General features: G+C 67.9%; 26 protein-coding genes. 5 read left to right on the plus strand and 21 right to left on the minus strand.

Annotated features, from left to right (window positions below):
• Positions 1-26: 26 nt before the first annotated feature.
• The 18 genes from ACLB1G_RS10055 to gpmA form a co-directional block, all read right to left on the minus strand.
• Positions 27-2516, minus strand: a complete 2490-nt coding sequence (locus ACLB1G_RS10055; RefSeq protein WP_491627054.1) for a patatin-like phospholipase family protein — start codon at positions 2514-2516, stop codon at positions 27-29.
• A 12-nt stretch (positions 2517-2528) separates the two neighbouring features.
• Positions 2529-3092: a type II secretion system protein N gene (locus ACLB1G_RS10060; RefSeq protein ID WP_491627055.1), complete on the minus strand. Its 564-nt coding sequence runs from the start codon at positions 3090-3092 to the stop codon at positions 2529-2531.
• An 11-nt stretch (positions 3093-3103) separates the two neighbouring features.
• Positions 3104-4324, minus strand: coding sequence for a type II secretion system inner membrane protein GspF (gene gspF, locus ACLB1G_RS10065; RefSeq protein ID WP_491627056.1), 1221 nt, complete (start codon positions 4322-4324; stop codon positions 3104-3106).
• A 3-nt stretch (positions 4325-4327) separates the two neighbouring features.
• On the minus strand, positions 4328-5761 hold the full coding sequence (gspE, locus tag ACLB1G_RS10070) for a type II secretion system ATPase GspE (protein WP_491627057.1): 1434 nt from the start codon (positions 5759-5761) through the stop codon (positions 4328-4330).
• Positions 5758-8022: a type II secretion system secretin GspD gene (gene gspD, locus ACLB1G_RS10075; protein ID WP_491627058.1), complete on the minus strand. Its 2265-nt coding sequence runs from the start codon at positions 8020-8022 to the stop codon at positions 5758-5760. The genes gspE and gspD overlap by 4 nt, the downstream gene beginning before the upstream one ends.
• Positions 8022-8795, minus strand: coding sequence for a type II secretion system protein N (locus ACLB1G_RS10080; RefSeq protein ID WP_491627059.1), 774 nt, complete (start codon positions 8793-8795; stop codon positions 8022-8024). The genes gspD and ACLB1G_RS10080 overlap by 1 nt, the downstream gene beginning before the upstream one ends.
• Positions 8792-9310, minus strand: a complete 519-nt coding sequence (locus tag ACLB1G_RS10085) for a type II secretion system protein M (RefSeq protein ID WP_491627060.1) — start codon at positions 9308-9310, stop codon at positions 8792-8794. Before ACLB1G_RS10085 ends, ACLB1G_RS10080 begins: the two co-directional genes overlap by 4 nt.
• Positions 9307-10551: a type II secretion system protein GspL gene (gene gspL, locus ACLB1G_RS10090; protein ID WP_491627061.1), complete on the minus strand. Its 1245-nt coding sequence runs from the start codon at positions 10549-10551 to the stop codon at positions 9307-9309. The genes ACLB1G_RS10085 and gspL overlap by 4 nt, the downstream gene beginning before the upstream one ends.
• 38 nt (positions 10552-10589) lie before the next feature.
• Positions 10590-11639: a type II secretion system minor pseudopilin GspK gene (gene gspK, locus ACLB1G_RS10095; RefSeq protein ID WP_491627062.1), complete on the minus strand. Its 1050-nt coding sequence runs from the start codon at positions 11637-11639 to the stop codon at positions 10590-10592.
• Positions 11636-12286 carry a PulJ/GspJ family protein gene (locus tag ACLB1G_RS10100; protein WP_491627063.1) on the minus strand — a complete coding sequence of 217 codons (651 nt, stop codon included), beginning with the start codon at positions 12284-12286 and terminating at the stop codon, positions 11636-11638. Before ACLB1G_RS10100 ends, gspK begins: the two co-directional genes overlap by 4 nt.
• Positions 12283-12663: a type II secretion system minor pseudopilin GspI gene (gene gspI / locus ACLB1G_RS10105; RefSeq protein WP_491627064.1), complete on the minus strand. Its 381-nt coding sequence runs from the start codon at positions 12661-12663 to the stop codon at positions 12283-12285. The genes ACLB1G_RS10100 and gspI overlap by 4 nt, the downstream gene beginning before the upstream one ends.
• Positions 12664-12665: 2 nt before the next feature.
• On the minus strand, positions 12666-13142 hold the full coding sequence (gspH, locus tag ACLB1G_RS10110; RefSeq protein WP_491627065.1) for a type II secretion system minor pseudopilin GspH: 477 nt from the start codon (positions 13140-13142) through the stop codon (positions 12666-12668).
• 14 nt (positions 13143-13156) lie between these two features.
• Positions 13157-13600, minus strand: a complete 444-nt coding sequence (gene gspG / locus ACLB1G_RS10115) for a type II secretion system major pseudopilin GspG (protein WP_491627066.1) — start codon at positions 13598-13600, stop codon at positions 13157-13159.
• 179 nt (positions 13601-13779) lie between these two features.
• On the minus strand, positions 13780-15912 hold the full coding sequence (locus ACLB1G_RS10120) for an amidohydrolase family protein (protein ID WP_491627067.1): 2133 nt from the start codon (positions 15910-15912) through the stop codon (positions 13780-13782).
• 30 nt (positions 15913-15942) lie between these two features.
• Positions 15943-16698: a HesA/MoeB/ThiF family protein gene (locus ACLB1G_RS10125; RefSeq protein WP_491627068.1), complete on the minus strand. Its 756-nt coding sequence runs from the start codon at positions 16696-16698 to the stop codon at positions 15943-15945.
• A 14-nt stretch (positions 16699-16712) separates the two neighbouring features.
• Positions 16713-18263: a S41 family peptidase gene (locus ACLB1G_RS10130; protein ID WP_491627069.1), complete on the minus strand. Its 1551-nt coding sequence runs from the start codon at positions 18261-18263 to the stop codon at positions 16713-16715.
• Between the two features lie 119 nt (positions 18264-18382).
• Positions 18383-19846, minus strand: a complete 1464-nt coding sequence (locus ACLB1G_RS10135) for a murein hydrolase activator EnvC family protein (protein ID WP_491627272.1) — start codon at positions 19844-19846, stop codon at positions 18383-18385.
• A gap of 76 nt (positions 19847-19922) precedes the next feature.
• Positions 19923-20669 (minus strand): 2,3-diphosphoglycerate-dependent phosphoglycerate mutase, encoded by a 747-nt coding sequence (gpmA, locus tag ACLB1G_RS10140; protein WP_491627070.1) that lies wholly within the window; start codon positions 20667-20669, stop codon positions 19923-19925.
• Between the two features lie 116 nt (positions 20670-20785).
• Between gpmA and ACLB1G_RS10145 the strand changes: the two genes are divergently transcribed.
• The 5 genes from ACLB1G_RS10145 (at position 20786) to ACLB1G_RS10165 (ending at position 23727) form a co-directional block, all read left to right on the plus strand.
• Positions 20786-21187: a rhodanese-like domain-containing protein gene (locus ACLB1G_RS10145; RefSeq protein WP_491627071.1), complete on the plus strand. Its 402-nt coding sequence runs from the start codon at positions 20786-20788 to the stop codon at positions 21185-21187.
• Positions 21188-21198: 11 nt separating this feature from the next.
• Positions 21199-21456, plus strand: a complete 258-nt coding sequence (gene grxC / locus ACLB1G_RS10150) for a glutaredoxin 3 (RefSeq protein ID WP_491627072.1) — start codon at positions 21199-21201, stop codon at positions 21454-21456.
• A 121-nt stretch (positions 21457-21577) separates the two neighbouring features.
• Positions 21578-22051 (plus strand): protein-export chaperone SecB, encoded by a 474-nt coding sequence (gene secB, locus ACLB1G_RS10155; RefSeq protein WP_491627073.1) that lies wholly within the window; start codon positions 21578-21580, stop codon positions 22049-22051.
• 168 nt (positions 22052-22219) lie between these two features.
• Positions 22220-22663: an SH3 domain-containing protein gene (locus tag ACLB1G_RS10160; RefSeq protein ID WP_491627074.1), complete on the plus strand. Its 444-nt coding sequence runs from the start codon at positions 22220-22222 to the stop codon at positions 22661-22663.
• A gap of 23 nt (positions 22664-22686) precedes the next feature.
• Positions 22687-23727 carry an NAD(P)H-dependent glycerol-3-phosphate dehydrogenase gene (locus ACLB1G_RS10165; protein WP_491627075.1) on the plus strand — a complete coding sequence of 347 codons (1041 nt, stop codon included), beginning with the start codon at positions 22687-22689 and terminating at the stop codon, positions 23725-23727.
• A 6-nt stretch (positions 23728-23733) separates the two neighbouring features.
• Here ACLB1G_RS10165 and ACLB1G_RS10170 read toward each other — a convergent pair whose 3' ends face one another.
• Genes ACLB1G_RS10170 through mscL form a run of 3 tightly spaced genes read right to left on the minus strand, consistent with a single transcriptional unit; the run spans position 23734 to position 26071 of the window.
• The gene (locus ACLB1G_RS10170) at positions 23734-24420 is read right to left on the minus strand and encodes a DUF2461 domain-containing protein (protein ID WP_491627076.1); all 687 of its coding nucleotides are present in this window, start codon (positions 24418-24420) and stop codon (positions 23734-23736) included.
• A gap of 28 nt (positions 24421-24448) precedes the next feature.
• A complete protein-coding gene (locus ACLB1G_RS10175) occupies positions 24449-25609 on the minus strand; it encodes a Do family serine endopeptidase (protein WP_491627077.1) in 1161 nt (386 codons plus the stop codon).
• Positions 25610-25636: 27 nt separating this feature from the next.
• On the minus strand, positions 25637-26071 hold the full coding sequence (gene mscL, locus ACLB1G_RS10180) for a large conductance mechanosensitive channel protein MscL (protein ID WP_491627078.1): 435 nt from the start codon (positions 26069-26071) through the stop codon (positions 25637-25639).
• Between the last annotated feature and the right edge of the window lie 185 nt (positions 26072-26256).

Consider the following 26256-nt stretch of genomic DNA (forward strand, 5'->3'; position numbering starts at 1 on the left):
ACACCTGGGGAGCGTTTAAGCCGTCTCTACCAGATGGGGCCGAGGAACATGTACAGACTGCTGGTGCTGCCCTTGGTCGTGCCGGCGCCGAAGTACAGTGGGCCGAAGCGGGTGTCGACCGCCACGAAGCCGCTGGCGGCCTGGCGCAGCGAGCCCCAGTGCAGCGGATTGCCGGGGCCGTAGCCGCCGCCCGCTTCCAGCGAAAAGCCCAGCCGCACCTGGCCACCCAGCGTGGCCGGCATGGCGCCTATGCTGCGCGCCATCACCACCCGCCCCAGCACCACGCGGTTGCCGGCGATCGATTCCGGCGCCGTGCCCGACAGCCGCAGGAAGCCGCCCAGCGACAGCGGCGCCGGCCCGCTCTGGCTGCGCGCCCATTCGGCATACACGTGGCCGGCCCAGCGCCCTGTATGGAAGGCTTCCAGCCCCTGCACGCTCTGCTGCGACAGCGGAATCGCGGAGCCGCCATTGCTGGATGAGCGCGCCCAATCCAGGCTGAACAGCGTGCCACGCGTGGGGAAGGCGATCGAGTCCAGGGTGTCCACATTGAACGCCAGCTCATGCACCGTACGACGCACCTTGGCGACGCTCAGGTCTTCCGGAATGCTCAGGTGCGAACTGACGCTCTCGCGCCCCACCGACAGCCGCAGGTCGCCCCAGTTGCCCAGCTGGCGCCCGAAGCCGATGCTGCGGGTGTTGTAGTTGTAGCGCTGGCGCGCGCGCCGGAAACCGCTGTCGCTGAACAGGTCGGCCGAGGCCGCGCCATATTGCAGCGCCGGGGTCAGGTACCACTGCGACCCCGGCCCCAGCGGCTGCCACCACTGCACACCCAGGGTGCGATTGGTGCCTATGCTGGCGCCCAGGCGCAGCTCGCCATCCCAGTCGTTCAGCGAGGACCGCACGTAAAGCCCCTTGAGCTCGAAATCACTGTTGTCGCTGAAGTCGCTGCTCAGCTCCAGGCCCAGGCGCAGCCGGCTTTGCGCCCACTCGGCCTCGGTCGGCTTGATCACCACGCTGCGCCCCGAAGCACCGTCATACACCTCGGTTTCGACCCGCGCCAGGTCGCCGCGCGCGAACAGCGAGGCACCAGCCTCCTGCGCCTGCTCCACCGTGACCGCCTGCCCCACCTTGAGGCCGGACTGCACTTCCAGCACCGTGGGATTGATATTGCCGCTGGGTTCGACCCGCACACCCACCAGGGTGCGGGCCTGGTCGGCCGCCGGCGGCGCCGCCAGGCGCGACTGTTCATAGGCAATGTAGTCCGCTTCCGGCAACGCCAGCTGCAGCAGCCGGGCGCTGGCGCCGCGCGCGGCCGCTTCGCCGGCGCGGATGGCGCGGTCGTGACGCGAGAAGTCGAGGAAGCTGATGCCGTCCAGGTTAGGCGCCAGCAAGATGTCCTTGGGCCCCAGCTCGCGCAGCGAGCGCTGCACGTTCTGCTCGGTGAGGATTTGCAGCATCTGCTGCGCCACGCCGATGGCGCTGCCCAGCTCCTTCTCCGGCGCCAGCGGGGTGCCGACGTTGACGGCGATGACCACGTCGGCGCCCATGGCGCGCGCCACGTCCACCGGCAGGTTGCGCACCAGGCCGCCATCGACCAGCAGCCGCTGCTTGACCCGCACCGGCGCGAACACGCCCGGCACCGCCAGCGAGGCGCGCATGGTCTGGAACAGCGGGGTGTCGCCCAGCTCCACCAGCTCGCCCGTGACCAGGTCCGAGGCCACCGATCGGAACGGCAGCTGCAGCTGGTTGACCGGCTTGTCGCGGGTGCCGGCCGGCAGCACGCTGGTCAGGGCCAGTTCCAGCGCCTCGTTCCCGGCGGCGGCGGGCGGCAGGGTCAGGCCATCCGGCTCGACCCCGAATTCGATGCGCGAGGGCAGCAGACGGTCTTCTTCGCGGCGGCGGTAGGCCAGCTGGTCGCGCGGCGGACGGTCGGCGATGACGGCATTCCAGTCGGTGCGCCGCACCAGCTGTTCCAGCCGCGCCACCGAGCTGCCGGCAGCGTAGGCGCCGCCGACCACGCTACCCATGCTGGTCCCGACCACGAAGTCGACCGGGACATGCAGCTCCTGCAGCACGCGCAGCACACCGATGTGGGCGAAACCGCGCGCCCCGCCGCCGGACAGCACCAGCGCCACCTTGGGCCGGTGCGGCGCGCCCAGCGGCGCCTGTGGCGGCAGCGGCAAGAGCTTGGGGGGTGGCGCCATCAGCGGACGCAGGGCGCCAGCCTCCGACGCAGCAGCGGCCTGCGCGGCGCCCTCCTGCGCGGCGGTCGCCTGTCCGGCAGGAAGCTGCATGGCGCTGCCCCCTGCGGCGCCGGCATGCGCAGCGGCCTGTTCTGGACTGTCCTGCGCGGCGCCGGCCTGCAAACCGCCAGCCTGAGTTGAGCCGGCCTGAGCGACGCCGGACTGCCCCGCCGCTTCCGGCGCCGGGGCGGCCCTGCCGGCGCCATGGCCGGGCAGCGCGGCCAGCAAGAGGACGGCGCCGCAGGCCGCCAGCCATCGGTGCCGGGTGCGCATGGCCGGCCTCACTTAGTTGTCGTTGCCGGGGGCAGGAGCGCCCGGGCGCGGGTTCTGGGCCGGCGGATTCTGCGGCGGCTGCACCGGCTGGGCCGGCGCCGTCTGCGGCGCGGCCGGGGGCTGCACATTGGCGGGCGGCGCCATGCCGGGCGTCATGCCGCCCTCGCTGCGCGCGCCCTGGTCGCTGGCCAGGTCCACACGCTTGACCACGCCGCCTTCCGACAGCAGCACATACTTGGGATGGACTTCCTTGACCGTCACGCCGGGCGCCACTTCGCGTCCCACGCCCAGGGCCACGGCCGGCTTGTTGTCGGCCGACAGGATGGCGGCGCTGGCGCCGCCGCCGCGCACCGAGGCCACCACACCCTTGAGCTGGTAGTTGCTGACCTGGGCCACGGCGATCTGGCCGCCAAACAGCCCCTGGGCCGCCGCGATGCCGGGCTCCGGCGGCCCCAGCATGGGCGGCGGCGCTATCGGGCGCTGCGGCGGCTTGAACAGCTGCAGTCCCCAATACGCCAGCGAGGCGGACAAGGCCACCACGGCGGCGATCGATACGAATAAGGGCAAACGCTTCATGGCTTCCTTTGTCAGCGCACCAGCTGGTTGATTTCTATGATGGGCATCAGCACCGCCAGCACGATCAGCAGCACCACCACGCCCATGGCCAGGATCAGCACCGGCTCCAGCAGGCCGGCAATGGTCAGGGTGCGGCGCTCCAGGTCCTGCTCCTGGGCGGCGGCGGCGCGGTCCAGCATGGCCGGCAGCTCGCCCGTGATTTCGCCGGCCCGTATCATGTGGATCAGCATGGGCGGAAAATGCTTTTGGGCCGACAGCGCGCGCGCCAGGCTGACGCCCTCGCGTACATTGTCGGTGGCCTGGTCGACGAGATCAGCCATGGCCACGTTGGACAGGGTGTCGCGGCTGGTCTGCAGCGCGCGCAGGATCGGCACGCCGGAACCGGAGGTGATGGCCAGGGTGCTGGCGAAGCGCGAAGTGTTCATGCTGCGCTCGAACTTGCCGTACAGCGGCGCGTCCAGCAGCCAGGTATGCCAGCGCCGCTTGAGCGCCGGGTTCTGCAAGGCCCTGCGCCAGCCGAACCAGGCGCCCACCAGCGCCACCGCCAGCACGATGCCGTAGTGGCGCACGAAGTCCGACACGGCCAGCATGACAATGGTCAGCAGCGGCAGCTTCTGCTTGGTGTTGGCAAACACCGAGACGATTTGCGGCACCACATAGGTCAAGAGGAAAATCACGATGGCAAACGCCACCACGCTGACGATGGCCGGATACAGGAAGGCCAGCCGCACCTTCTGCACCAGCGCGTTGCGGCGCTCGATGTAGTCGGCCAGGCGCGACAGCACGCGCGACAGCTGGCCGATCTGCTCGCCCGAGGCCACCAGGGCGCGGTAGATCTCGGCAAAGTCACGCGGATGGCGCGCCAGCACGTCCGACAGCGCGGCCCCGCCTATCACTTCGGAGCGGATCGAGGCGATCAGGTCGCGCACATAGGCCCGCTCGGCCTGCTCCAGCAGGGCGGTAAACGCCTGCTCCAGCGGCAGCCCCGCTTCCAGCAGGCTGGCCAGCTGGCGCGTGAACAGGGCCAGTTCCACCGTGGACAGGCGCTCGCCCAGGCCGCGGCGGCGGGTGGCGCCGCTGGCGTCGACCTGGGCCGCGATGGCGTCCACCTTGAGCGGCACCAGGCCCAGGCTTTTCAGCTCGGCGCGCGCCGAGCGCGGACTGTCGGCGTTCAGCACGCCCTTCTTGGTGGCGCCGCCGGCATCGACGGCTTCATAACGGAAGGCCGGCATGGCTTAATCCTTGGCCACGCGCAGCAGCTCGGCGCGGGTGGTGACGCCCTCGCGCAGCCAGCGCTCGCCATCCTCGCGCATGGTCTGCATGCCGGTGGCCAGTGCGGCCGCCTTGACCTCGGCTTCGGAAGCGCGGTCGTGGATCTGGGCCCGGATCTGCTCGGTCGTCTGCAGCAGCTCGTAGATGCCGACCCGGCCCTGGTAGCCCGTATGGCCGCACTGCTCGCAGCCGACCGCGTGCCACTCCTGGCCGTCGTAGCGCTTGCAATTGCCGCACAGCTTGCGCACCAGGCGCTGCGCCAGCACCCCCAGCAGGGTGGATGACAGCAGGAACGGTTCTATGCCCATGTCCAGCAAACGGGTGACGGCGGCGGCGGCGTCGTTGGTGTGCAGGGTGGCCAGCACCAGGTGGCCGGTCAGCGAAGCCTGCACCGCGATCTGCGCCGTTTCCAGGTCGCGGATCTCGCCTATCATGATCACGTCCGGGTCCTGGCGCAGGATGGCGCGCAGGGCCTTGGCGAAGGTCATGTCGATGCGCGCGTTGACCTGGGTCTGGCCCACGCCGGGCAGGTCGTACTCGACCGGGTCTTCCACCGTCATGATGTTGGTGGTGCTGGCGTTCAGCAGCGACAGCGCCGCGTACAGGGTGGTGGTCTTGCCCGAGCCGGTGGGTCCGGTGACCAGCACGATGCCGTGCGGCTGGTTGATCAGGCCGTTAAACTGCGGCAGCATGGCCTCGCTCATGCCCAGGTGCTGCAGGCTGAGGCGCCCGGCTTCCTTGTCCAGCAAGCGCAGCACGGCGCGCTCGCCATGGCCGGTGGGCAGGGTGGAAACGCGCACGTCGACCGGCTTGCCGCCTATGCGCAGGGTGATGCGGCCATCCTGCGGCAAGCGCTTCTCGGCAATGTCCAGCTGGGCCATGATCTTGATGCGCGACACCAGCGAACCGTGGATGGCCTTGCGCGGCCGCACGATGTCGCGCAAGGTGCCGTCCACCCGGAAGCGCACCACCGAGGTTTGCTCGAACGGTTCGATGTGGATGTCGGAAGCGCCGTCGCGCAGGGCCTGGGTCAGGAGCGCGTTGATCATGCGTATCACGGGCGCATCGTCGGACGATTCCAGCAAGTCCTCGATGGCCGGCACGTCCTGCAGCAAGCGGGTCAGGTCGAGGTCGGCGTCGAATTCGTCGGCCACCAGCGAGGCGTTGCCGCCGGCATTGGCATAGGCCGCCGCGACCGCCTCGTCCAGCTCGGCGCGCGGCAGGGTGTGCAGGCGTATGCGGCCGTAGCGGCGCGACACCTCGGCAATGGCGGACGGCGCGGTGGCGGCGCACACCAGCACCTCGACCTCGCCGTGGGGGGAGGCGTCGGCCGTGTCGCCGGCCCGGGCCAGCAGCAAGTGGTCGCGCGCGTAGGCGTAGGGCAGCAGGTTGTTCATTGCTGCGGCACGCCTTGCGGGGGCACGTTCTCGGCCGCGCCCGGCGCCTGGCGCTGGGCCGGCAGCGGCGCCGGCGGCACCGGCTTGGCCGTGACCGGGCTGTTGACCGGCTGGCCGTTCTTCAGCTCCGGCAGCACCGGCTGGCCGAAATCCGACAGCAGCGCGCTGGGCTTGGGCTGGATGGCTTGCTGGCCGGCGCGCATGTAGTCGTAGCGGTCGGCCGCCAGGCTGGAGCTCTGCTCCTTGGTGCGTATCACCACCGGGCGCAGGAACACCATCAAATTGGTTTTCTTGCGGGCGCGCGACTGCGACTTGAACAGGTTGCCCAGCACCGGAATGTCGGCCAGGCCATGCACGCCGTCGGTGGAGTCGCTGGTGCTGTCCTCGATCAGGCCGCCCAGCACGATGATCTGGCCATCGTCGGCCACGATGTTGTTCTCGATCACGCGGGTGTTCAGGGTCACGCCCGAGGTCGAGCTGATGGTCGACTTGTCCACGCTGGAAGTCTCGTGGTAGATCGCCATCTTGATGGTGCCGCCTTCCGAGATCTGCGGCCGCACCTTGAGCATCAGGCCCACGTCCTTGCGGTCGTAGGTCTGGAACGGATTGCTGCTGGTGGTGCTGGTGGTGCTGTACTGGCCGGTCAGGATGGGCACGTTCTGGCCCACCTTGATGGAAGCCAGTTCATTGTCCAGCGTGATCATGTTGGGCGTGGACAGGATGTTGGCGTTGCCGTCGCTTTCCAGCGAGTGCGCCAGCGCGCCCAGGCCCAGGCCGCCCGCGACCTGCTTGAACAGGCCGATCGAGAAGCCGTCGCCCGGCAGCGTGGTGCTGGTCGAGCTGGACAGGGCCGAGGTGGCCAGGCTGGTGATGCTGCCGCCGCTGCCGTTCGAATAGGACGACAGCCCGCCGATGCGGTAGGTGCTGTTGCTGTTGCCGGTGGCGCCTATCCACTGCACGCCGAATTCCGAGGCCTTGTCCGAGGTCACTTCCACGATCAGCGATTCGATGTAGACCTGGGCACGGCGCACGTCCAGCTGGTCGATCACGGCGCGCAGGTTGCGGTACACGGCATCGGGCGCGGTGATGATCAGGGTGTTGGTGGTGGCGTCGGCCTGGATGTAGCCGGCGCCGCCGCCAGCCTGCTGGTTGCTGGCGCCGCTGCCGGTCAGCAGCGGATTGGTCGGGCCGCTGGACGAGCTGCCGCTGCCGCTGGAGTTGCTGTTGGCGCTGTTGCCAAAGCCGCCGCCGGTGTTGCTGCTGCTGCCGCCCTGGCTGTTCTGGCTGCTGGTGCCGCTGGCGGAACTGCCGCCGCCGGAGGAGTCGCCGGTCATCACGGAACGCAGGGTGGCGGCCAGCTTGGTGGCCTCGGCATTCTTCAGGTACACCACGTGCACATTGCCCAGCTCGGTGGTCGGCTGGTCCAGCTTGGCGATCAGCGACTTGGCCAGGTTGGAACGGGCTTGCGAGGGTGCGCGCAGCACCAGCGAATTGGTGCGCGGGTCGGCCAGCACGCTGACCTTGGAATCGCCGCCGCCGGCGCCGCCGCTGCCGCCGGTGGAATCCATGAGCTTGTTGAGCATGGCGGCCAGGTCGCTGGCGATGGCGTAGCGCACCGGGATCACGTCCAGCTCGGAGGTGGCCGGGGCGTCCAGGGCGGCAATGATCTTGGCCAGGCGCGCCAGGTTGTCGGCGTAGTCGGTGATCACCACCGAGTTGTTGCCGGGGTTGGCGTTGATGGTGTTGTTGGGCGAGATCAGCGGGCGCAGCACGGTCACCACGTTGGCGGCCGACTCGAAGTTCAGGTGGAAGACCTGGCTGACGATCTGGTCGCCCTTGATCTTGGTGGGCGCCGAGCCCACCGTGATCGGCCCCGACTGCAGCTTGGCGTCCGCCTCCGGCACCACCTTGGCATAGCCGTCGCCGCTGACCACGGCATAGCCCTGCAGGCGCAGGGCGGTGGTCAGCAGGCTGAAGGCCTGGCTCTTGCTGATCGATTTTTCCGACACCAGGGTCAGCGTCCCTTTCACGCGCGGATCGATCACGAAGGTGATGTTGGTGTAGTGGCCCACCGCCTTGATCACCGATTCGATGTCGGCGCCGACGAAGTTGAGGGCGGCCTCGTCGCCGGCCTGGGCCAGCGCCGGCAGCGGCGCCACGATGGGGACGGCGGCCAGCGCGCCGCACAGCATGGCGCCTGCGCCCAGGCGGCGCAGGGCGGGAACGGCGGTGTGGGAGGACTTCACGGACGGTTTTTTCATTATCTGAACTCTAAGGCGATGATGTTCTTCTCGCTGTTGGCACGGCGCTGACCCAGCAAATTCAACAGATTGGCCAGCGTATCTTCAAACCCGGCGGCGGCCTCGGCCTGTCCGGAAAACTGCAAACGGCCTTGATTCAGGCTGCCGGACCCGCTCAGCAGCAGCGGGCCTTTGATCGAACTGAGCGTCAGGCCGGCCTGCTGCCCATGCCAGTCCAGCGCCAGCGTGTAGCTGCCAAGCGGACGCACGGGCGACAGGCGCGAACCCATGTCCGCCATCTCCAGCGTGGTGCGGCCGTTGACGGCCAGCGCGCCTTGCTCCAGCACCAGCTGCAGCCCGGTCCACGACAGGCGCATGCTGCCGCTGGGCGCCAGCGTGTTCAGCGGCGCGCCCAGCCCGGCCAGGCCATCGGCCGGCAGCAGCAGGGCCGAGGGGCTGACCTGCCACTCGCGCCAGCCGCCCTTGAGCAGCACCGGCTGGGCCAGGGCGTCGGGATTGTCCAGCTGCACCTCAACCATACCCAGCAGCGCCAGCGGCGAAATGCGCCACTGGAAGCGCCCCGGCAAGAGCGGCGTCACCGGTCCATTGCCGCTGGCGGCGCCGCCGATGAAGGCCGAACCCCGCCACAGCGTACCCTGCGCGTCGCCCAGGGTCAAACGGCCGCCAGTGCGGTTTTCCACCGCGGACGCCACCCAGGTGGCCGGCAGGAACACCAGCAGGGTCAGCAGCGCAGTCAGCAGCGCCAGCAGCAGCCAGGACAGCTTGCGCCTCATGGGCGGCCCTGTCCCTGGTGCAGCGTCAGGATGGCGTCCACCTGGCCCTCCGGGCTTTGCGCCGTGAACGACGCTTCCTGCACGGCGATGCGGTAGTCGCGCCGCTGCACGTCCAGCCAGTCCACCAGGCCCGCAAAGGATACGCCTTTCAGCTGCAGCTTGGCGTATTCGCCGGTCAGGGCGATCGACTGCGCCGTGAGGCTGCGCGCCGCCAGGCTGGCGGTCAGGCTGTCCTTGCTCATGGGCGGCGGCGCGATGGCGGGCTGGCTGTTCAGGGCCGAGGCCTGCATGGCCAGGGCCTGCATTTCAGCGGCGTCCTGGCGCAGCTGCGGCAATTCCTTGCGCAGGCGCTCGCGTCCGCTCAGGGCCGGGTCCAGCAGCACCAGATAGAACAGCACCAGCGCCAGGAAGACGCCGCCCAGCGCCAGCATGCGGCGCTCCTGTTCGCTGCGGGCCTGCCACCATTGCTGGCCGCGCGCCTGCTGCGCGGCCAGGGTTTGCTTGAACTTGTTCATGCCTTTCCTCCGGCCAGGCTGATGCGCCAGGAGCCCGGTTGCGGCTCGGACAGCTCCAGCTTGCGCGCCGCCAGGGCGCTCCTGACCTGGGCCTGGGCCGCCGCGTCGACCACGTTGGGTTTGAGTTTGACCAGCAATGCGCGTTCCTTGTATTCCAGGGTATCGATCACATCCTTGCGGGGCAGCACCGACAGCGCTTCACCCAGGGCCGCTCCCAGGGCGGTGAATTCATCGGGGGCCAGCTGGCCGCTGTTGCCCTTGGCCGTGGCCAGGTTGCGCCGCATCTGCTCCAGCGGATACAGCGGCGCGTCGTTGGGGTAGGCGGCCTTGAAGGTGCGCAGCATGGCCAGGCGCACGGCGTCGGCCTCGCGCTTCATGCGCAGCCATTCGATGTTGAGGCCGGCCACGTTGACCAGCAGCGCCAGCAGCGCCAGCCGGACCGGCCAGCGCCATTGCTGCCAGCGGCGCGCCGTGGTGCCCAGCGCGCCCAGGCCGGCGGCCAGGTCGGGCTGGGCCGCGCGCGCGGCCGATATCCAGTGCGCCCAGTTATCCTCCGCCAGGGCGACGCCGTGCAGCTGGCCGGCGTCCGCCAGGCGCGCCAGCACCGGGGCGAACTGGGCCGCCAGCGCTTGCGGCAGGTACAGGGTGACCGGCTCGCTGCCGGCCAGCGCGCGCACGGTGTGCAGGGCTGCTTCCGGATCCAGCGCCAGGCTCAGGCCCACGCCCTGGAAGGGCGACTGGCGCATGGCCAGTTCATAGCCGCCCTCCCCGGCCGTGATGGCGGCGGATACGGCGCCGGGCTGGAACGGCAGGCACAGCTGGGCCGGCACGGCTGCCACCCGGTGCGCGCCCTGCGCCACCAGGGCCTTGACCAGCACTTCCAGCCAGGCGCGCTGGACCACGGCCACGGTACGCACGCCGTCGTCCTCGGCCGGGGCCGCGCCCAGCACGCAGTCGGCCGGATCGCCCAGCAGCTGGTCTTCCACCAGGGCCGGCAGGGCCGCCTTCAGGCGCGCGCCGGACAGCGGCGGCGCCGCCACGCGCAGCAGGCTGACGTCGGCCGCGGCCAGTATCAGCACCACGCGCTGGGCGCCGGCCACCAGCTGGCCCAGGTTGCCGAGCGCGTCCGCGCCCTGCTGCTGCAGGTGGCCGCCGTCGCCCACCAGCGCATAGGGGCAGGTCTGGGCCGCCCCGCTGTCGACGCTGGCACGGGCCGGATAGCGGATAAATAAGGTAGTCAAAGGAACTCGCTTTCGTTATGGCCGTTCAGTATCACCGTTCAGTATTCCCTTATCCACAGCACCGTGGTGCGGTAGCTTTGCGCGGCGTCGCCGCGCCGCAGCAGCGATACGGTGTCGAGCGCGGCGCGGTCCAGCCGTACGCTGCTCTGCACCAGGAAATAATTGCTGCGCACATCGATGGACACCCCGGCCGGCACCACCCGCCCGTTGAGCGCGGTGGTGAAATCGGCCGTGTTGCGATAGTAAATGCGCTGGCGCGTATTGACCAGCGCCGCCGCTTCCGATACCGACATATTCGGCACCAGCGCGGCCAGCACCTCGGCCGGCGCCGTGTTCACGTTGAGCGGGGTCTGCTCGGGCAGCAGCACCACCAGGTCGCGCAGCTTTTCGATGCTGTCGGCGGTAAAACCTGTGGTGGCCAGCAAGTCCTCGACCCTCTGCAGGGGCATGGGCTCGCTGCCGCCGCTGCCGGACGCGCTGGCGGTGGCGCCCGTGGTGGTGCCGGTGGTGCCCGTGGTGGTGGTGACGGCGCCGCCGCTGGTATGGGTCACAGTGGAGGTGCCGCCCGGCGGCAGGGCCGGGGTGGAGGCTACCTGGGTATTGGCCACCTGCTGGGCCACTACGGCGGCCAGGTTGGGGTCCAGCTGCACATAGCCCAGCAGGCGCTGCAACACGGCCAGCTGGGCCGGCTGCACGACGCGGTTCCTGGCCAGGTTATTCAGGTTGAAACGCCCGGCCGCATCCTGGATCTGGCCCGACAGGGTGGCGTTGTAATCCTCGCCGTCAGTGCGCTCGCGTTCGATGTACTGGTCGAGCCGGGTTTCGGCCAGGGGCGTGGCCCAGACCCCGCTGGCCGTGGTCAGGCCGGCCAGGTCGAGGCCGCTCTGGGTCAGTATCAAGCGGGTCCAGTCCAGCGCGCCGCGCAGTATCCAGCGCGTCTGCAGCTGCAGGCGCTGGTTTTCCATGGTGCGCACCTGCACCTGCTGCTGCCAGAACAGGCTGGCGACGATGGTCACCGCCAGGGTGGTCAGCAGCAGCGCCGTGATCACGGCCACGCCGCGCTGGCGGGTTTTCAGGGCCGGCTTCATATGGCCCCCAGCAGCAGGGCCTTGACCAGCGGGACCTCCTGGCCCTGCAGGCGCAGCGACACTTCCAGCCCGGTCGGCACGGCGCTGGCGGCGGGATTGACCAGCAGCGGCCCCTGGGCCTGGGCCGCCTGGGCCTGGCTTTGCTGCTGGGTGCCGTTGACGCTGCTCCAGCTGCCGTTGCGCCACAAGCGCATGCTCATGCCAGCCACGCCGCCCTGCAGCGCCACCGTGGGCGCGGCGTCGGTGTCGCCCAGCGCGGCTTGCCACAGGGTGTCGAGCTGGACCAGGTCGCGGGTGGCCTGCGATTCGCGCCGCAGCAGCACGCCGTCGCGCAGGCGGTAAGACACCACCTGCAGGCGCGACGGCTGGTTCTCGTTGAGCACCATGCGCACCAGGGTCAGGCGGTCGTCCTCGGCCTGCAGGTAGGCATGGGTGCCCATGACGCTGGTGCTGGCCAGGTTCTCGCAATCGTTCTGCATCTGGGCAAAGGCCAGCTGCATGCCGCGCGTCTGCTCCATCTGCAGGGTCAGGTTCTGGCGCGAGCGGATGATGCCGTCCAGCCCGCGCCAGCCCAGCACGGCGACGATGGCCAGGATGGTGATGGCCACCAGCAGCTCGATCAGCGTGAACCCGGATGCGCGCTTCATTGGTTGAGCACCAGCTGCACCAGCTTGATGATGCGCCGTTCCGGCTGGGCCTGGTCATACACGCTGACCTCGATGCGGCGCAGGCGCGGATTCGGGCTGACGATGACTTCCTCCTCGCACATCAGGGCCAGGTCGCCCTGCGGGCAGGCTACCGTGGTCTTGCCCACGCTGGGGAAGGTCTTGGACAGGCGCATCTGCACCAGGCGGTTCTCGGCCGACCAGGTCGCCATCATGGAGGCGCGCAGGCCGTCGCTGTTCTGGGTCAGGCTGCCGACCGCGCGCAGCGAGGCGCCCAGCGCGGTGCCGACGATGACCAGGGCCACCAGCACTTCCAGCAGGGTGAAGCCGGCGCTGCGGTTGGGGAAACGGGTAGCCATGCTCAATCGACCGTGAAATGGCCGACCCCGTCGGCGCGGATGGCGACGCTGCCGCCGTCGCCCGCCAGGGTCAGCACAAAGGGTTTGTCCACCGGCTCGCGCCCGAACACGATGCGTACGGTTGGACCGGGAATCTCGGGCTGGGGTTCCAGCATCAGGGTCAGCGGGCCGCGCTGGAACTGGCGCTCGCGCAGCAAATCGTCCTGCACCATGACCTGCCAGCGGCGGTCGTTGCGCACCAGGAAGCGGTAGCTGTCGGCCCCGGCCTCGAAGGCCACCAGGCGGTTGCGCACGATGGCCTCGTCGCGCGCCAGCTGCAGCAGCAGGGCGATGCGCTGGGCTTCCTGCTGCAGGCTCTGGCGCTGGTCCGGCATGGCGTTCAGCGACACCAGTCCCAGGGTGATGCCAAAGATGACCATCACCACCAGCACTTCGATCAGCGTGAAGCCGCGGGCGCCACGCTCAGGGCCGGCGCGCATGCCAGCTGCTCCGCTCAGTTATCCCAGGAGCCGATGTCGGCATCCTCGCCGGTGCCGCCGGGCTGGCCGTCGGCGCCCAGCGAGAACACATCGACCTCGCCCTTGAGGCCGGGCGACAGGTACTGGTACGGATTGCCCCAGGGATCCTTGGGCATCTTTTCCAGGTAGCCGCCGGCCTTCCAGCCGTTGGCGGCCGGGCCGCTGGTGGGCTTGGTCAGCAGCGCCTGCAGGCCCTGCTCGGTGGTCGGATAGCGCTGGTTGTCCAGCTTGTACAGCTTCAGGGCCTGCATCACGGTGGCGATGTCGACCTTGGCGGCCGCGATCTTGGATTCGCCGGTACGGCTCAGCAGCTTGGGCACCACCAGCGCCGCCAGCACGCCCATGATGACCACCACCACCATGATTTCGATCAGGGTGAAGCCGCGCTGGACACGGTGGGGGATGAAACGATTTTTCATGACACGCTAACCAAATGAGAAAGTGCAGAGTATAAGGCCGAAACGCCGCTGGTGACAGCTTGCGATTGGACCGGGCAGGGCTTAGCCGCCGCTTAAGCCAGCGGGTGGGCAACGCCGCTTTACGCTTCTTTACACCATGTTGATGACAGGGTGATTACTCTTGAGCATTACTGTGTGAATTACTCATGCCGGTGCGCGCTGGCCGCGATACGGCTGCGCGCTCCCTCGTTGCCGCCGGCCGCCTGCGAGCTGGACACCGGCGCGAGCGCCTTGAGCCGTGGCGCATCCGGTACGAACGGCGCGATGCCGAGCTCGGCGTCGACTTCGCGCGGATAGATCAGGTAGCCGCGCGTGATCACGGCCGCCACCTTGCGCACGTCCTCGATATTCCTGGTCGGGTCGCCGTCCACCAGCACCAGGTCGGCCAGCTTGCCGGGCGCGATGCTGCCGCGCTCGTGGCTGGTGCGCGTGTAGCGCGCCCCGTTGCGGGTAGCCACCTGCAGGGCCTGGACCGGGGTCAGGCCGGCCTTGACCAGCAGTGCCAGCTCGGAATGCAGGGTGAAGCCGGGCAGGTCGTCGGTGCCAGCCACGATGGGCACGCCGGCGCGGTACAGAATGCCGACGAATTCCACCATCCTGGCGTAGGATTTCTCGTAGCGCTTCTGGGTAGCGGCATCCGGAATCTTCATGCTGCCGACCGCGAAGCCGCGCGCCACGTCGGGCGGCATGTGGGACGCCACCGCCGCGTAGGGCTCGTTGATGTCGCCGTCGCGCTGCTTGAGGAAGGCGAAGGTGGCCAGGGTGGGGTCGATGGAAATCTGCTTCCTGGCCAGGTAGGCCACGAAGTCCTTGACCGGCCTGGAATTGAAATCGAGCCCGGCCACCTGCTCGGCCGGCAGCACGAAGCGGTTCAGGTTGCGGGTTTCCGTGTCAGGCTTGACGAGGAAGTTGAGCAGCACCTGGTTGATGTGCTGGATTTCGTCGTAGCCGGCGTCCAGCGCCTGCTGGGCGCGCAGCCCGGCAGGGATGTGGCCGGACACCCGCATGCCGCGGCTGTGGGCGTAGGCCACGGTCTCCTTCAGGATGGCTTTCGGGAAGGAATTGTAGATCTTCAGCTGCGGATAGCCGTGCTCGGCGTACCAGTCGATGGCGTTTTTGGCCTGGGCCAGGTCCTTGATGACGAAACCGCCATTCGAGCTGAAGGCGCTTTCGCCTTCCAGGAAGCCGGCCGGCACCACCTGCGGCATCAGCAGCTTGCCGGCAGCGGTTTCGTCCAGCATCAGCTGCAGCTGCTCGTTGTCGTTGCCCATGTCGCGCACGGTGGTGACGCCGGCCGCCAGGTGCAGTGCGCCGCCCCAGCGGTCCACGTGGCCGTGCAGATCGAACAGGCCAGGCAGCAGCACGCGGCCGCCGGCGTCCAGCTCCTGGACCGCGCCGCGTACCGGCGCGCCGGCCGGCAGCACGGCCGTGATGCGGCCGCGCAGCACATACACGTCGGATGGCGCGCCCAGGCTGGCCTTTTCGCTGTCGAACACGCGCGCATTGCGCACCACGGTCAGGCCGGGAAGCGGATGCTGCAGTTTGGCGGCCGCGTCTTCCAGCATCCTGGCTTCCGCCACTTTCTGGCGCGCGGCCAGGGTCTTGGCATTATCCTGCCAGCCTTCCGGCAGCATGCTGGCGAAGCCGGGAATGATGACGCCGAACAGGCGCGGCGCGTCGCCGGTGGTGGCCCAATAGAACGCGGGCGACAGGCCGACTCCGGTCTGCGCCACCAGCTGCACGGTTTGTTTTTCGCCGCCCTTGCGGACTTCCACCATGTCCAGCGCCTGCTGCGACAGGGTGCCGGAGGGCAGCAGCGGCAGCTTGCCGCCCGGCGTCCTGGCCAGCGCGGTGATGGCCGCCGACACCACTTCGAAGGAGTTGTTCAGCGGCAGGTAAGCAGCCGCACCGTTGACTGTCTTGCTGCCTTGCTCGGTGGTGGAACGCCAGCTGGCCTGGTCGCCCTTGCGCTCGAAATGCTCGTCGACCACGGCGCCGTAGGTGGAGTTGCCCTTGACCCGGTACTCGGTCATAGTGCCGTCGGGGCCGATGCGGAATTCTTCCTTCAGGTCGGGCCCGCGGCCGTTGTCCTTGAAGCTGAAGTCGACCTTGGTCAGGCCGTCGTCGCTGCGTTCGACCACTTGCTGCCCGAGGGTCTTGCCGTTTTCGGCGACGATCACGAAGGTGCTGGTGGTGCTGGCGGCCAGGGCCGGTGCGATCAACCCGGCCCATGCAGCGGCCAGCGGCAGGACGAACAATCGGTGCGGCTTCAAGGCTCTCTCCTCGGGTGACGAACGGTGGTTTTATGCGTGGCGGCCAGCGCACACCGGACAGGCCGGGTTGCGCGCCACCTTGATGCTGGTCCATTCCATGCGCAGGCCGTCCAGCATCAGCAGCCGTCCCGCCAGCGGTTCGCCCACGCCCATCAGCAGCTTGAGCGCCTCGGCGGCCTGGGCCGCGCCGACCACGCCCACCAGTGGCGCAAACACGCCCATGGTGGCGCAGGCCACTTCCTCGAAGCGCTGGTCCTCCGGGAACAAACAGGCATAGCAGGGCAGCTGGCCGCCGCGCGGATCGAACACGCTGAGCTGGCCGTCGAAGCGGATCACGGCGCCCGACACCAGCGGCTTGCCATGCTGCTGGCAGGCGCGGTTGACGGCGTGGCGGGTGGCGAAGTTGTCGCTGCAATCGAGCACGACGTCGGCCGTGGCCACCAGTTCCGCCAGGCGGGCGGCGTCGGCGCGCTCCTGCAGGGCGGTCACCTCGATGTCCGGATTGAGTTCCAGCAGCGCCTGTCTGGCCGACACTGCCTTGGGCTGGCCGACCCGTTCCGTCGTGTGGGCGATCTGGCGCTGCAGATTGGTGAGGTCGACCGTGTCGTTATCGACCAGGGTGATGCGGCCGACACCGGCCGAGGCCAGGAACAGGCTGGCCGGCGAACCGAGGCCGCCGGCGCCTATCACCAGCGCGTGCGCGTCCAGCAGGCGCTGCTGGCCTTCGATGCCGATTTCGTCGAGCAGGATGTGGCGCGAGTAGCGCAACAGTTGCGAGTCGTCCATCGGCGGCGGCGCGGCTATTTCACGGCCGGGGCGGCGGGCCTGGCGGGAGCCTTCTTGTCCCCCTTGGGCTCGGCCTTGGACGGAGGAGAGGCATCGGTCTTGCTGTCCGACTTGATCTCGCCCACCGCGGCGCCGGCGGCTGGCGCCGCGTCGCCCCGGGCCAGCTTGACCGGCAAGCCCTTGAAGTGGTTGAGGGCCTGGGCCAGCTGGAAGTCGTCCCTGGAGCCGAATTCCACCGGCTTGTACTTCTTGGCCATCTGCACCAGGCGCTCCTCGTCCGCTTCGCGGCGGGCGTTGCGCGCCGCCTCGGCGGCGGCGTCGGCGGCCTGGGCGGCCGAGTCTTCCTTGTCGTTGCCCAGGTGCTTCTGCAAGTCGGCCTCGCGCACGCGCAGGGCGTTCAGGCCGTCGCCGTCCGCATATTCATCGACCAGCAGGTCGGGCATGATGCCCTTGGCCTGGATGGCGCGGTTGTGCGGCGTGTAGTAGCGCGCCGTGGTCAGCTTGACGGCGGTGTCGGCCGACAGCTGGCGCAGGGTCTGCACCGAACCCTTGCCAAAGGTCTGGCTGCCCATGATGGTGGCGCGCTTGTAGTCCTGCAGGGCGCCGGCCACGATTTCCGAGGCCGAGGCGGAACCGCCGTTGACCAGCACCACCAGCGGCACGTCCTTGAGCGCGGCCGGCAGCTTGGCCAGCGGATCGCCGCCGCCATGGGTGGTGTAGAACTCGCGGCGGGCGTAGAAGGTCTGCTTGGATTCGGGCAGCTGGCCATTGGTGGACACCACCACCGCATCCTTGGGCAGGAAGGCGGCCGAGACGCCGATGGCGCCCGGCACCAGGCCGCCCGGATCGTTGCGCAAGTCCAGCACCAGGCCCTTGAGCTTGGGATCCTGGCGGTACAACTCGTTGATCTTCTTGACCATGTCCTCCACGGTAGGGTCCTGGAACTGCGCGATGCGCAGCCAGCCGTAGCCGGGCTCGACAATCTTGGCCTTGACGCTCTGGACCCGGATTTCCTCGCGCGTGATGGTCAGGTTGATGGGCTTGTCCTCATCCTTGCGCATGATGGTGAGCGCCACCTTGGAGTGCGGCTCGCCGCGCATCTTCTTGACCGCCTCGTCCAGGCTCTGGCCCTTGATCAGGGCGCCGTCGATGCGGGTGATCTGGTCGCCGGCCTTGATGCCGGCCTTGAAGGCGGGCGAGTCCTCGATGGGCGAGACCACCTTGATGTAGCCATCCTCCATGCCGACCTCGATGCCGATGCCGACGAACTTGCCGGATACGGTCTCGCGCATCTCGCGGAAGGCTTTCTGGTCCAGGTAAACCGAGTGCGGATCGAGCGAGGCCACCATGCCGGAAATGGCTTCCGTCAGCAGCTTCTTGTCGTCCACGCTTTCCACGTAGTCGGTCTTGATCAGGCTGAACACGTCCGACATCTGGCGCAATTCGTCCAGCGGCAGCGGCGCGGCGCCCAGGCGCTGCGCGATCGCGGAATATTGCAGCGACACGGCGATGCCGGCCACCATGCCCAGGCCGACCAGGCCCATGCTCTTGAGTTTTTTGCCCATGTAGGATCCGTAAATCTTGAGGCCGTTTCAAAATGGCCGTGGCGAGGCGCGGCGACGAAGACAGTGCGCCTGCACGGCAAGGAGCTGCAACGACGCCATGGTCATTTTGAAACGGCCTCTTAGAACCTGACCCAGGTCGCGGGGTCAAATGCCCGGCCCTGATGGCGAAGTTCGAAGTATAGCCCCGATTCCTCGTTGCCGCCGCTGTTTCCGGCGCTGGCGATGGTGTCACCTGCCTTGACCACGTCGCCGGCCCGCTTCAGCAGGGATTGGTTATTGCCGTAAATACTCATGTACTGCCCGCCATGGTCGACGATGATCAGGTTGCCGAAGCCGCGCAGCCATTCGGCAAACACCACCCGGCCGCCGGCAATGGCGTGGATCTCGGTGCCTTCGCCGGCACGGATGAACATGCCTTTCCAGGTGGGGCCGTCGCCGCGCTTGGCGCCGAAGCGGGCCGCCACCTTGCCCGACACGGGCGCGCGCAGCTGGCCGCGCAGGCTGGCAAACGCGCCGTCCGGTGCGGCCGGGGCCAGCGCCACGTCGGCCGGACGCGGCGCCGGCCGGGCTTGCAGCTCGGCCACGCTGGGCTGGGCCGGCTCCGGCTTGGGCGCAACGACGGCCGGCTGCTGCGCCACCTTGGGCGGCTCGATGGCGTCGGCCGGGGCCGGCTTGGGCGGCGGCTTGATGGTGCCGGACGTCGACTGGCCAGCCTTGGCCAGGCGCTCCTGCTCGGCTTTCAGGCGCGCTTCCTCTTTTGCACGCGCCTTGGCCGCGGCGAGCGCCCTGGCCTTCTCCTCGGCCTCGGCCTTGCGGGCGGCGGCCAGCTGCTCCTGGCGTTTTTTCTCGGCGGCGGCAGCGGCCGCCTGCTCGGCGATCAGCTTGTTGAGCTTGTCGATCAGGCCGCTCATGCGCTGTTCGTCGCGCTCCAGGTTGCCCGCTTCCTTGCGCTGGGCCGCCAGCTTGGTGGACAACGAAGCCAGCAGCGCGGCGCGGCGCGCCTTTTCCTTCTCCAGCAGGGCTTTCTGCTGCAATTGTTCCTGGGCTATTTCTTCCAGCTCGTCTTTCGCGTTCTGGGTCGCGGCCTGGTTGGTTTCCACCGCCGCCAGGTTGGCGCGCAGCGAGGCCAGCAGGCGCGCCTGGGCCTGCGACACATAGGCCAGCAGTTGCAGGTCGCGGTTGATGCGGTTGGGATTGTCGCCGGACAACAGAAGCTTGATGCGGTCTTCGTTGCCGGCCACGTAGTGCTCCCGCAGCAGCTGGGCCAGCTGCTTTTTCTGCTGCTCGACCACGGCGGCCAGGCGCTCGTGCTCGGCGGACAGCTGCTTGAGCTTGTCGTTGGTATCGCCCTGCTCCTGCTGCAAGTCGCGCAGGGCGCGGTTGGCGTTGGAAATGGCTTCCTCGGACTCGGCCAGGGTGTCGGCCGCGTCCTCGCGCGCGCTCTCGGTCTTGCCGATGTCGCGTTTCAGGGCCGACAGCTTTTGCTGCAGGCCCGAGCGCTCGGCTTCGGCCTGCAGCTTCTGCTTGCTGCGCTCGGTGGGCTTGGCCGGCGCCGCCATGGCGGGCGCGGCAGGCGCGCCCATGGCCAGCAGCAGGCCCAGCGCCAGACCGGGGACCCTGCCGCGCCGTATCAGCCGTCTTACCACGCCAGAAGTCAAATTACTTGGCCTTTCCCTGGTTGGCCACGGCGGCCTGGGCCGCTGCGATGGCGTCGGCGTCGCCCAGGTAATAGTGGCGGATGGGCTTGAGGTCGGCATCGAGCTCGTACACCAGCGGCTGGCCGTTGGGGATGTTGAGGCCGACGATTTCCTCGTCGCTAATGCCGTCCAGCATCTTGATCAGGGCGCGCAGGCTGTTGCCGTGGGCCGAGATCAGGATGTTCTTGCCGGCGCGGATGGCCGGGGCGATTTCCTCGTTCCAGGCCGGCAGCACGCGGGCCACGGTGTCCTTCAGGCACTCGGTCAGCGGGATGGACGACTTCGGCAGGCCCGCGTAGCGCGGATCGTTGAAGGAGGTGCGGTCGTCGCCCTCTTCCAGCGCCGGCGGCGGGGTGTCGTAGCTGCGGCGCCAGACCAGCACCTGCTCGTCGCCGTACTTGGCGGCGGTTTCGCCCTTGTCCAGGCCCTGCAGGGCGCCGTAGTGGCGCTCGTTCAAACGCCAGTCATGCTTGATCGGCAGGTACATCAAGTCCATGGAATCCAGGGTCAGCCACAGGGTGCGGATGGCGCGCTTGAGCACCGAGGTGTAGGCCAGGTCGAAGGTGTAGCCCGCTTCCTTGAGCACGGTGCCGGCCGCCTTGGCCTCGGCCACGCCCTTGTCGGTCAGGTCCACGTCGGTCCAGCCGGTGAAGCGGTTGGACAGGTTCCAGGTGGATTCGCCATGGCGCATGAATACGATTTTGTACATAGGATATTCGCAAAATAGTGGGTAGACAGGGCAGAGGCCAGGACGCGGCGGGCACCCGGGAACTCTTTCAGCTTCTATTTTATAATGCGCGGAATCACTTCAACCATTGGAACGCCGTGAAATTCTTCATTGACAATATTTTCCTGATCGCCATCGTCCTCGTGTCCGGCGGCGCCCTGCTGTGGCCGGCCCTGACCCAGCGCGGCAAGCGCGCCACCCCGCAAGAAGTCACGTTGTTGATTAATCGCGGCAAGACCACCATCTTGGACGTACGCGACGCCCAGGAGTTCAGCGCCGGTCATTTGCCCGACGCCAAGAACATTCCGCTCAAGGACTTGCCGCAGCGCGTGTCCGAGCTGGACAAGCTGAAGAACCGCGCCGTGGTGGTGGTGTGCCAGAAGGGCACGCGCGCCTTCGCGGCCTCCGCCCTGCTGCAGAAAGCCGGCTTCGCGGACGTGGTGAACCTGGAAGGCGGCATCGCTGCCTGGCAAAAAGCCGGCCTGCCGCTGGCCAAATAAGGGAGATTCGTATGACCGCACCTGTAATCATGTACACCACGGCCGTTTGCCCGTATTGCGTGCGCGCCGAGCGCCTTCTCACCGCCAAGGGCGTGAGCATCGAAAAGATCCGGGTCGACCTCGATCCGGAACAGCGCGTCCTGATGATGCAAAAGACGGGCCGCCGCACCGTGCCGCAAATCTACGTGGGCGACACCCACGTGGGCGGTTTCGACGACTTGTATGCGCTGGATCAAGCGGGACGCCTCGACCCCTTGTTAAATGCCTAAGTGTCGCCAAATATGGTGATGCGGCCGCAAAGGGGTTTCCAACCAAATTGGTTTTGATACAATGGCTGCCCACCATGCCGGGCGGCCCTGCCGCTCTTTGACACCATAACGAAAGCGTTCCATGTCTGACGAAAACCTGCAACCCGTGTTCCAAATTCAACGTGTCTACCTGAAAGACCTGTCGCTGGAACAACCGAATTCGCCCGCCATCTTCCTGGAGCAGGAAGCCCCGACCATCGAGGTGGCCCTGGACGTGGGCGCCGAGCCCCTGGCTGACGGCATCTATGAATCGACCGTGACCATCACCGTGACCGCCAAGGTCAAGGACAAGGTCGCTTTCCTGGTGGAAGGCAAGCAGGCCGGCATCTTCGAAGCCCGCAACATCCCTGCTGAACAGCTGGATCCGCTGCTGGGCATCGGCTGCCCCAACATCGTCTACCCCTACCTGCGCGCCAACATCGCCGACGTGATCACCCGTGCCGGCTTCCCGCCCGTGCACCTGGCCGAGATCAACTTCGAGGTGTTCTACCAGCAGCGCCTGGCCGCCATCGCCGAAGCGGCCCAGAACGCCCCGACCACCGACGCCACCCAGTAAGCGGGTCGCAGTAGTGCAATCCTGCCCAAAGGCCCTCCGGTCTTTGGGCTTGAGGCTGCTTTAAACTGGCCGTGGCGCCGCCGCGCCTCGCCGTGCAGGCGCAGTGTCTTTGTTGCAGCGCCACGCACCGGCCAGTTTAAAACACCCTCTTTTTATTTCTAGGACGGTATGAGCATACCCCGTTTGATCGCAGGCCTGGCCATGGCGCTGGCAGCGGCCGGCAGCCAGGCATTCGACTTCAAGACGGTGGGCGCCGCGCCCGTCATCCTGTACGACGCCCCCTCCACCAAGGGCAGCAAGCTGTTCGTGGTGCCGCGCGGCGCGCCGCTGGAAGTGGTGCTGACCTATGGCGAGTGGGTCAAGGTGCGCGACGTGACCGGCGAACTGGCCTGGACCGAGGCCAAGGGCCTGAGCGCCAAGCGCAACGTCATCGTGCGCACGCCCAACCTGAAAATCCGCGCCACCCCGGACGACAACGGCGCCATCGCCTTTGCCGTCGACAAGGGCGTGCTGCTGGAGGCGGTGGAAGCGGCGGCCGGCGGCTGGGTCAAGGTGCGCCACCGCGACGGCAGCGCCGGCTACGTCAAGAACGCCGATATCTGGGGCATCTAGTCCCGCATCCAGCCCCCCTTCCCATGCAAGAGCAACAGAATTCCTCCCCCGCCCGGCGCGCCGTGACGGTGCTGGGCGCCGGCGCCTGGGGCACGGCCGTGGCCATCGCCCTGGCGCAGCGCCACGACGTGCTGCTGTGGGCGCGCAATCCGGACGCCGTGCGCCAGATGGCCGCCGAGCGCGACAACCGCCCCTACCTGCCCGGCCATCCCTTCCCGCCCGGCCTGCACGTGACGGCCGACTTCGGGGCGGCCCTGGCCCACGTGGCCGCGCCGGGCGCCCTGCTGGTCGCGGCCAATCCGGTGGCCGGCCTGCGGCCGCTGCTGCAACAATTGCGCGGGCGCGCCATCCCCAACCTGGTGTGGCTGTGCAAGGGCTTCGAATACGAGACCGGCCTGCTGCCGCACCAGATCGTGCGTGAGCTGCTGGGAGACACGGTGCCGTGCGGCGCCCTGTCCGGCCCCTCGTTCGCGCAGGAAGTGGCGCGCGGCCTGCCGTGCGCGCTGACCATTGCGTCGGCCTCGGCGGCGCTGCGCGATTGCGTGGTGGGCGCCGTCCATGGCGGCAGCCTGCGCGTGTATTCCAGCACCGACCTGGTCGGGGTGGAAGTGGGCGGCGCCGTCAAGAATGTGCTGGCCATTGCCACCGGCGTGGCGGACGGCCTGGGACTGGGCCTGAACGCGCGCGCCGCGCTGATCACGCGCGGCCTGGCCGAAATCACGCGCCTGGGCATGGCCCTGGGCGGACAGGCCGAGACCTTCATGGGCCTGGCCGGCATGGGCGATTTGATACTGACTTGCACCGGCGACCTGTCGCGCAACCGGCGCGTGGGCCTGGGCCTGGCCGAGGGCAAGCCGCTGGCGCAAATCGTGCAAGAGCTGGGCCACGTGGCCGAGGGCGTGCCCTGTGCCAAGGCGGTGCGCGAGCTGGCTGCCAGGCTGGGCGTGGACATGCCGATCACCAATGCGGTGGCCGGGGTGCTGTTCGACGGCCACCCGCCCAAGGCCATGGTGACCCAGCTGCTGGCGCGCGACCCGCGCGAGGAACTGGCGCGTCGCGCCTGAGCGGCCTTATTCTTCCGCTTCTTCTTCTTTCGCGCCGCGCATCCACTGCACCAGCGGGTAGGCGTCGCGCCAGCCCGACACGATGGTCGGCACCAGCAGCTCCGGCTTGTTCAGGTCGGGCTTGACCTCGGTCCACACGAAAAAGCTCTTCAGCTTGATGTACTCGATATGCTCGGCCTCGGGATCGAAGCCCTTGGGCGGGCGCTGCAGCTTGCCCTCGTTCTGGATGTCGCCATAGGTGGCGCGCAGCTTCTTGTTCCTGATCGCCTTGGTGAAGCCGGCCGCATCGTCCACCAGGTGCTGGCGCAGCGCCTTCAGGCGGCCCGGCGGCGGCATGTATTCGCCGGCGCCGAACAGCAGCATGCCATTCTCGATGTGCATGTAGTAGGTGGGACCGCCCGCCTTGCTGGGCCGCCGCATGTCGTTGGGCGCGATGGCGGCCGAGAAGCGCGTCTTGTACGGACTCTTGTCATGGGCGAAGCGCACGTCGCGGTTGATGCGGAACATGGCTTTCTTGGGATTGCAGAACTTGACCGCCGGATCGGTCTTGCCCAGCTCGGCAATGAGCTCGGTCACCAGTTGCAGGAATTCCTCGCGCAGGATGTCGTAGCGCGGCTTGTTCATGATGAACCAGGGGCGGTTATTGTTCTCGGCCAGTTCGGCCAGGTATTGGGTCAGGTCGCGCAGGTGCATGGCTATGGTCGGTTGGGGGCGCGGAGGCTCAGCGGATATTGGACGGGCGCTTGCCCACCTTCAGCTCCAGCTTGGCTTCCTTGTTCTTGCGCAGGATGGTCATGGTGGCCGCTTCGCCCGGCACCAGCTGGGCGATCAAATTCATCATCTGGTTGGTGTCGGCCACCGGCTTGCCATCCACCGCCACCAGGATGTCGCCGGGACGGATGCCGCCCTTGTCGGCCGGGCCGTTGCGCACCACGCCGGCAATGATGGCGCCGCTCTGGCGCGTCAGGCCGAAGGTGGCCGCCAGCTCGGGCGTGATTTCCTGCGACTCCACGCCTATCCAGCCGCGCACCACGTGGCCGGACTTGATGATGGCTTCCATCACGGTCTTGGCGGTGGAAACAGGAATGGCGAAGCCGATGCCGACCGAGCCGCCGGTCTGCGAGTAGATTGCCGAGTTAATGCCCAGCAGGTTGCCGCTGGTGTCCACCAGCGCCCCGCCCGAATTGCCGAAGTTGATGGCGGCGTCGGTCTGGATGAAATTCTCGAAGTGGTTGATGTGCAGGTTGTTGCGGCCCAGGGCGGAAATGATGCCCATGGTGACGGTCTGGCCCACGCCAAAGGGGTTGCCGATGGCCAGCACCACGTCGCCCACCTGGGCCTGCTCGGCCTGGCCCAGCACGATCACCGGCAGCTTGTCCAGGGTAATCTTGATCACGGCCAGGTCGGTCTCGGGATCGGTGCCGACCACCTTGGCGGCGGCCTTGCGGCCATCGGTCAGTACCACCTCGATCTCGTCGGCCGCCTCCACCACGTGGTTGTTGGTGAGGATATAGCCTTCGGGCGAGACGATAACGCCCGAACCCAGGCTGGATTCCTCGTCGCTTTCCTCGTCGCGTTCGCCGAAAAACCGCTTGAAGAAGGGATCGCGCAGCAGCGGATGCTTGCCGCGCTTGGGCTTCTTGCTGGTGATGATGTTGACCACGGCCGGCATGGCGCGCGCGGCCGCGGTCCGGTAGGACTGCACCGCCGGGGCCGGCGCCTTGCCGGGACCGGCCTCCAGCATGGGTGCCGGATGGTTTGCGTCGCCCAGCTGCTGGGTGCGCACCGGCGCCTGGCCCTGCGGCCCCACCGCCACGTACACGAAGTACAGGGCCAGCAGCACCGTGACGGTTTGCGCAAACAGGAGCCAGAGTCGTCGCATGGCGGGGCGCGCGGCCGTGTCCAGGATTTATTTCTTCAGGGAGTCGCGGATTTCGCGCAGCAGCACGATGTCTTCCGGGGTGGGCGGCGGCGGCGGGGCCGGCTCGGCCGCTTTTTCTGCGTGGCGCAGGTTGCGCGCCTTGTTCATCAGGCGCACCATCTGGAAGATGACGAAGGCGAGGATGACGAAGTTCAGCAGGATGGTGAAGAAATTCCCGTAGGCGAACACCGCGCCCAGCTTCTTGGCTTCCGCCAGACTGAGCCCGGCAGCCTGGCCGTTCAGGGGGATGTAGTAGTTGGCGAAATCGAGGCCGCCGAACAGCTTGCCGATGGGCGGCATGATGATGTCCTGCACCAGGGAATCGACGATCTTGCCGAAGGCGCCGCCGATGATGACGCCGACCGCCAGATCGACCACATTGCCCTTCATGGCAAATTCTTTGAATTCCTGCATCATTGTCATATAGGCATCCTCGCTATGTGGTCATTTGTAAACAAAACTGCTGGTGGATCATACTATTTTTCCAATTAGAATCCAAACACGCTTGCCAGCTGCGCAATTGGAGGCCGTTTTTTGCTATAAGTTGCATAGGCATGCGCGGGGATACTACTTAATGACTAGTCAATGCATTTGCTTTAACTCGCATA

It is taken from the genome of Duganella kummerowiae (assembly GCF_053572355.1).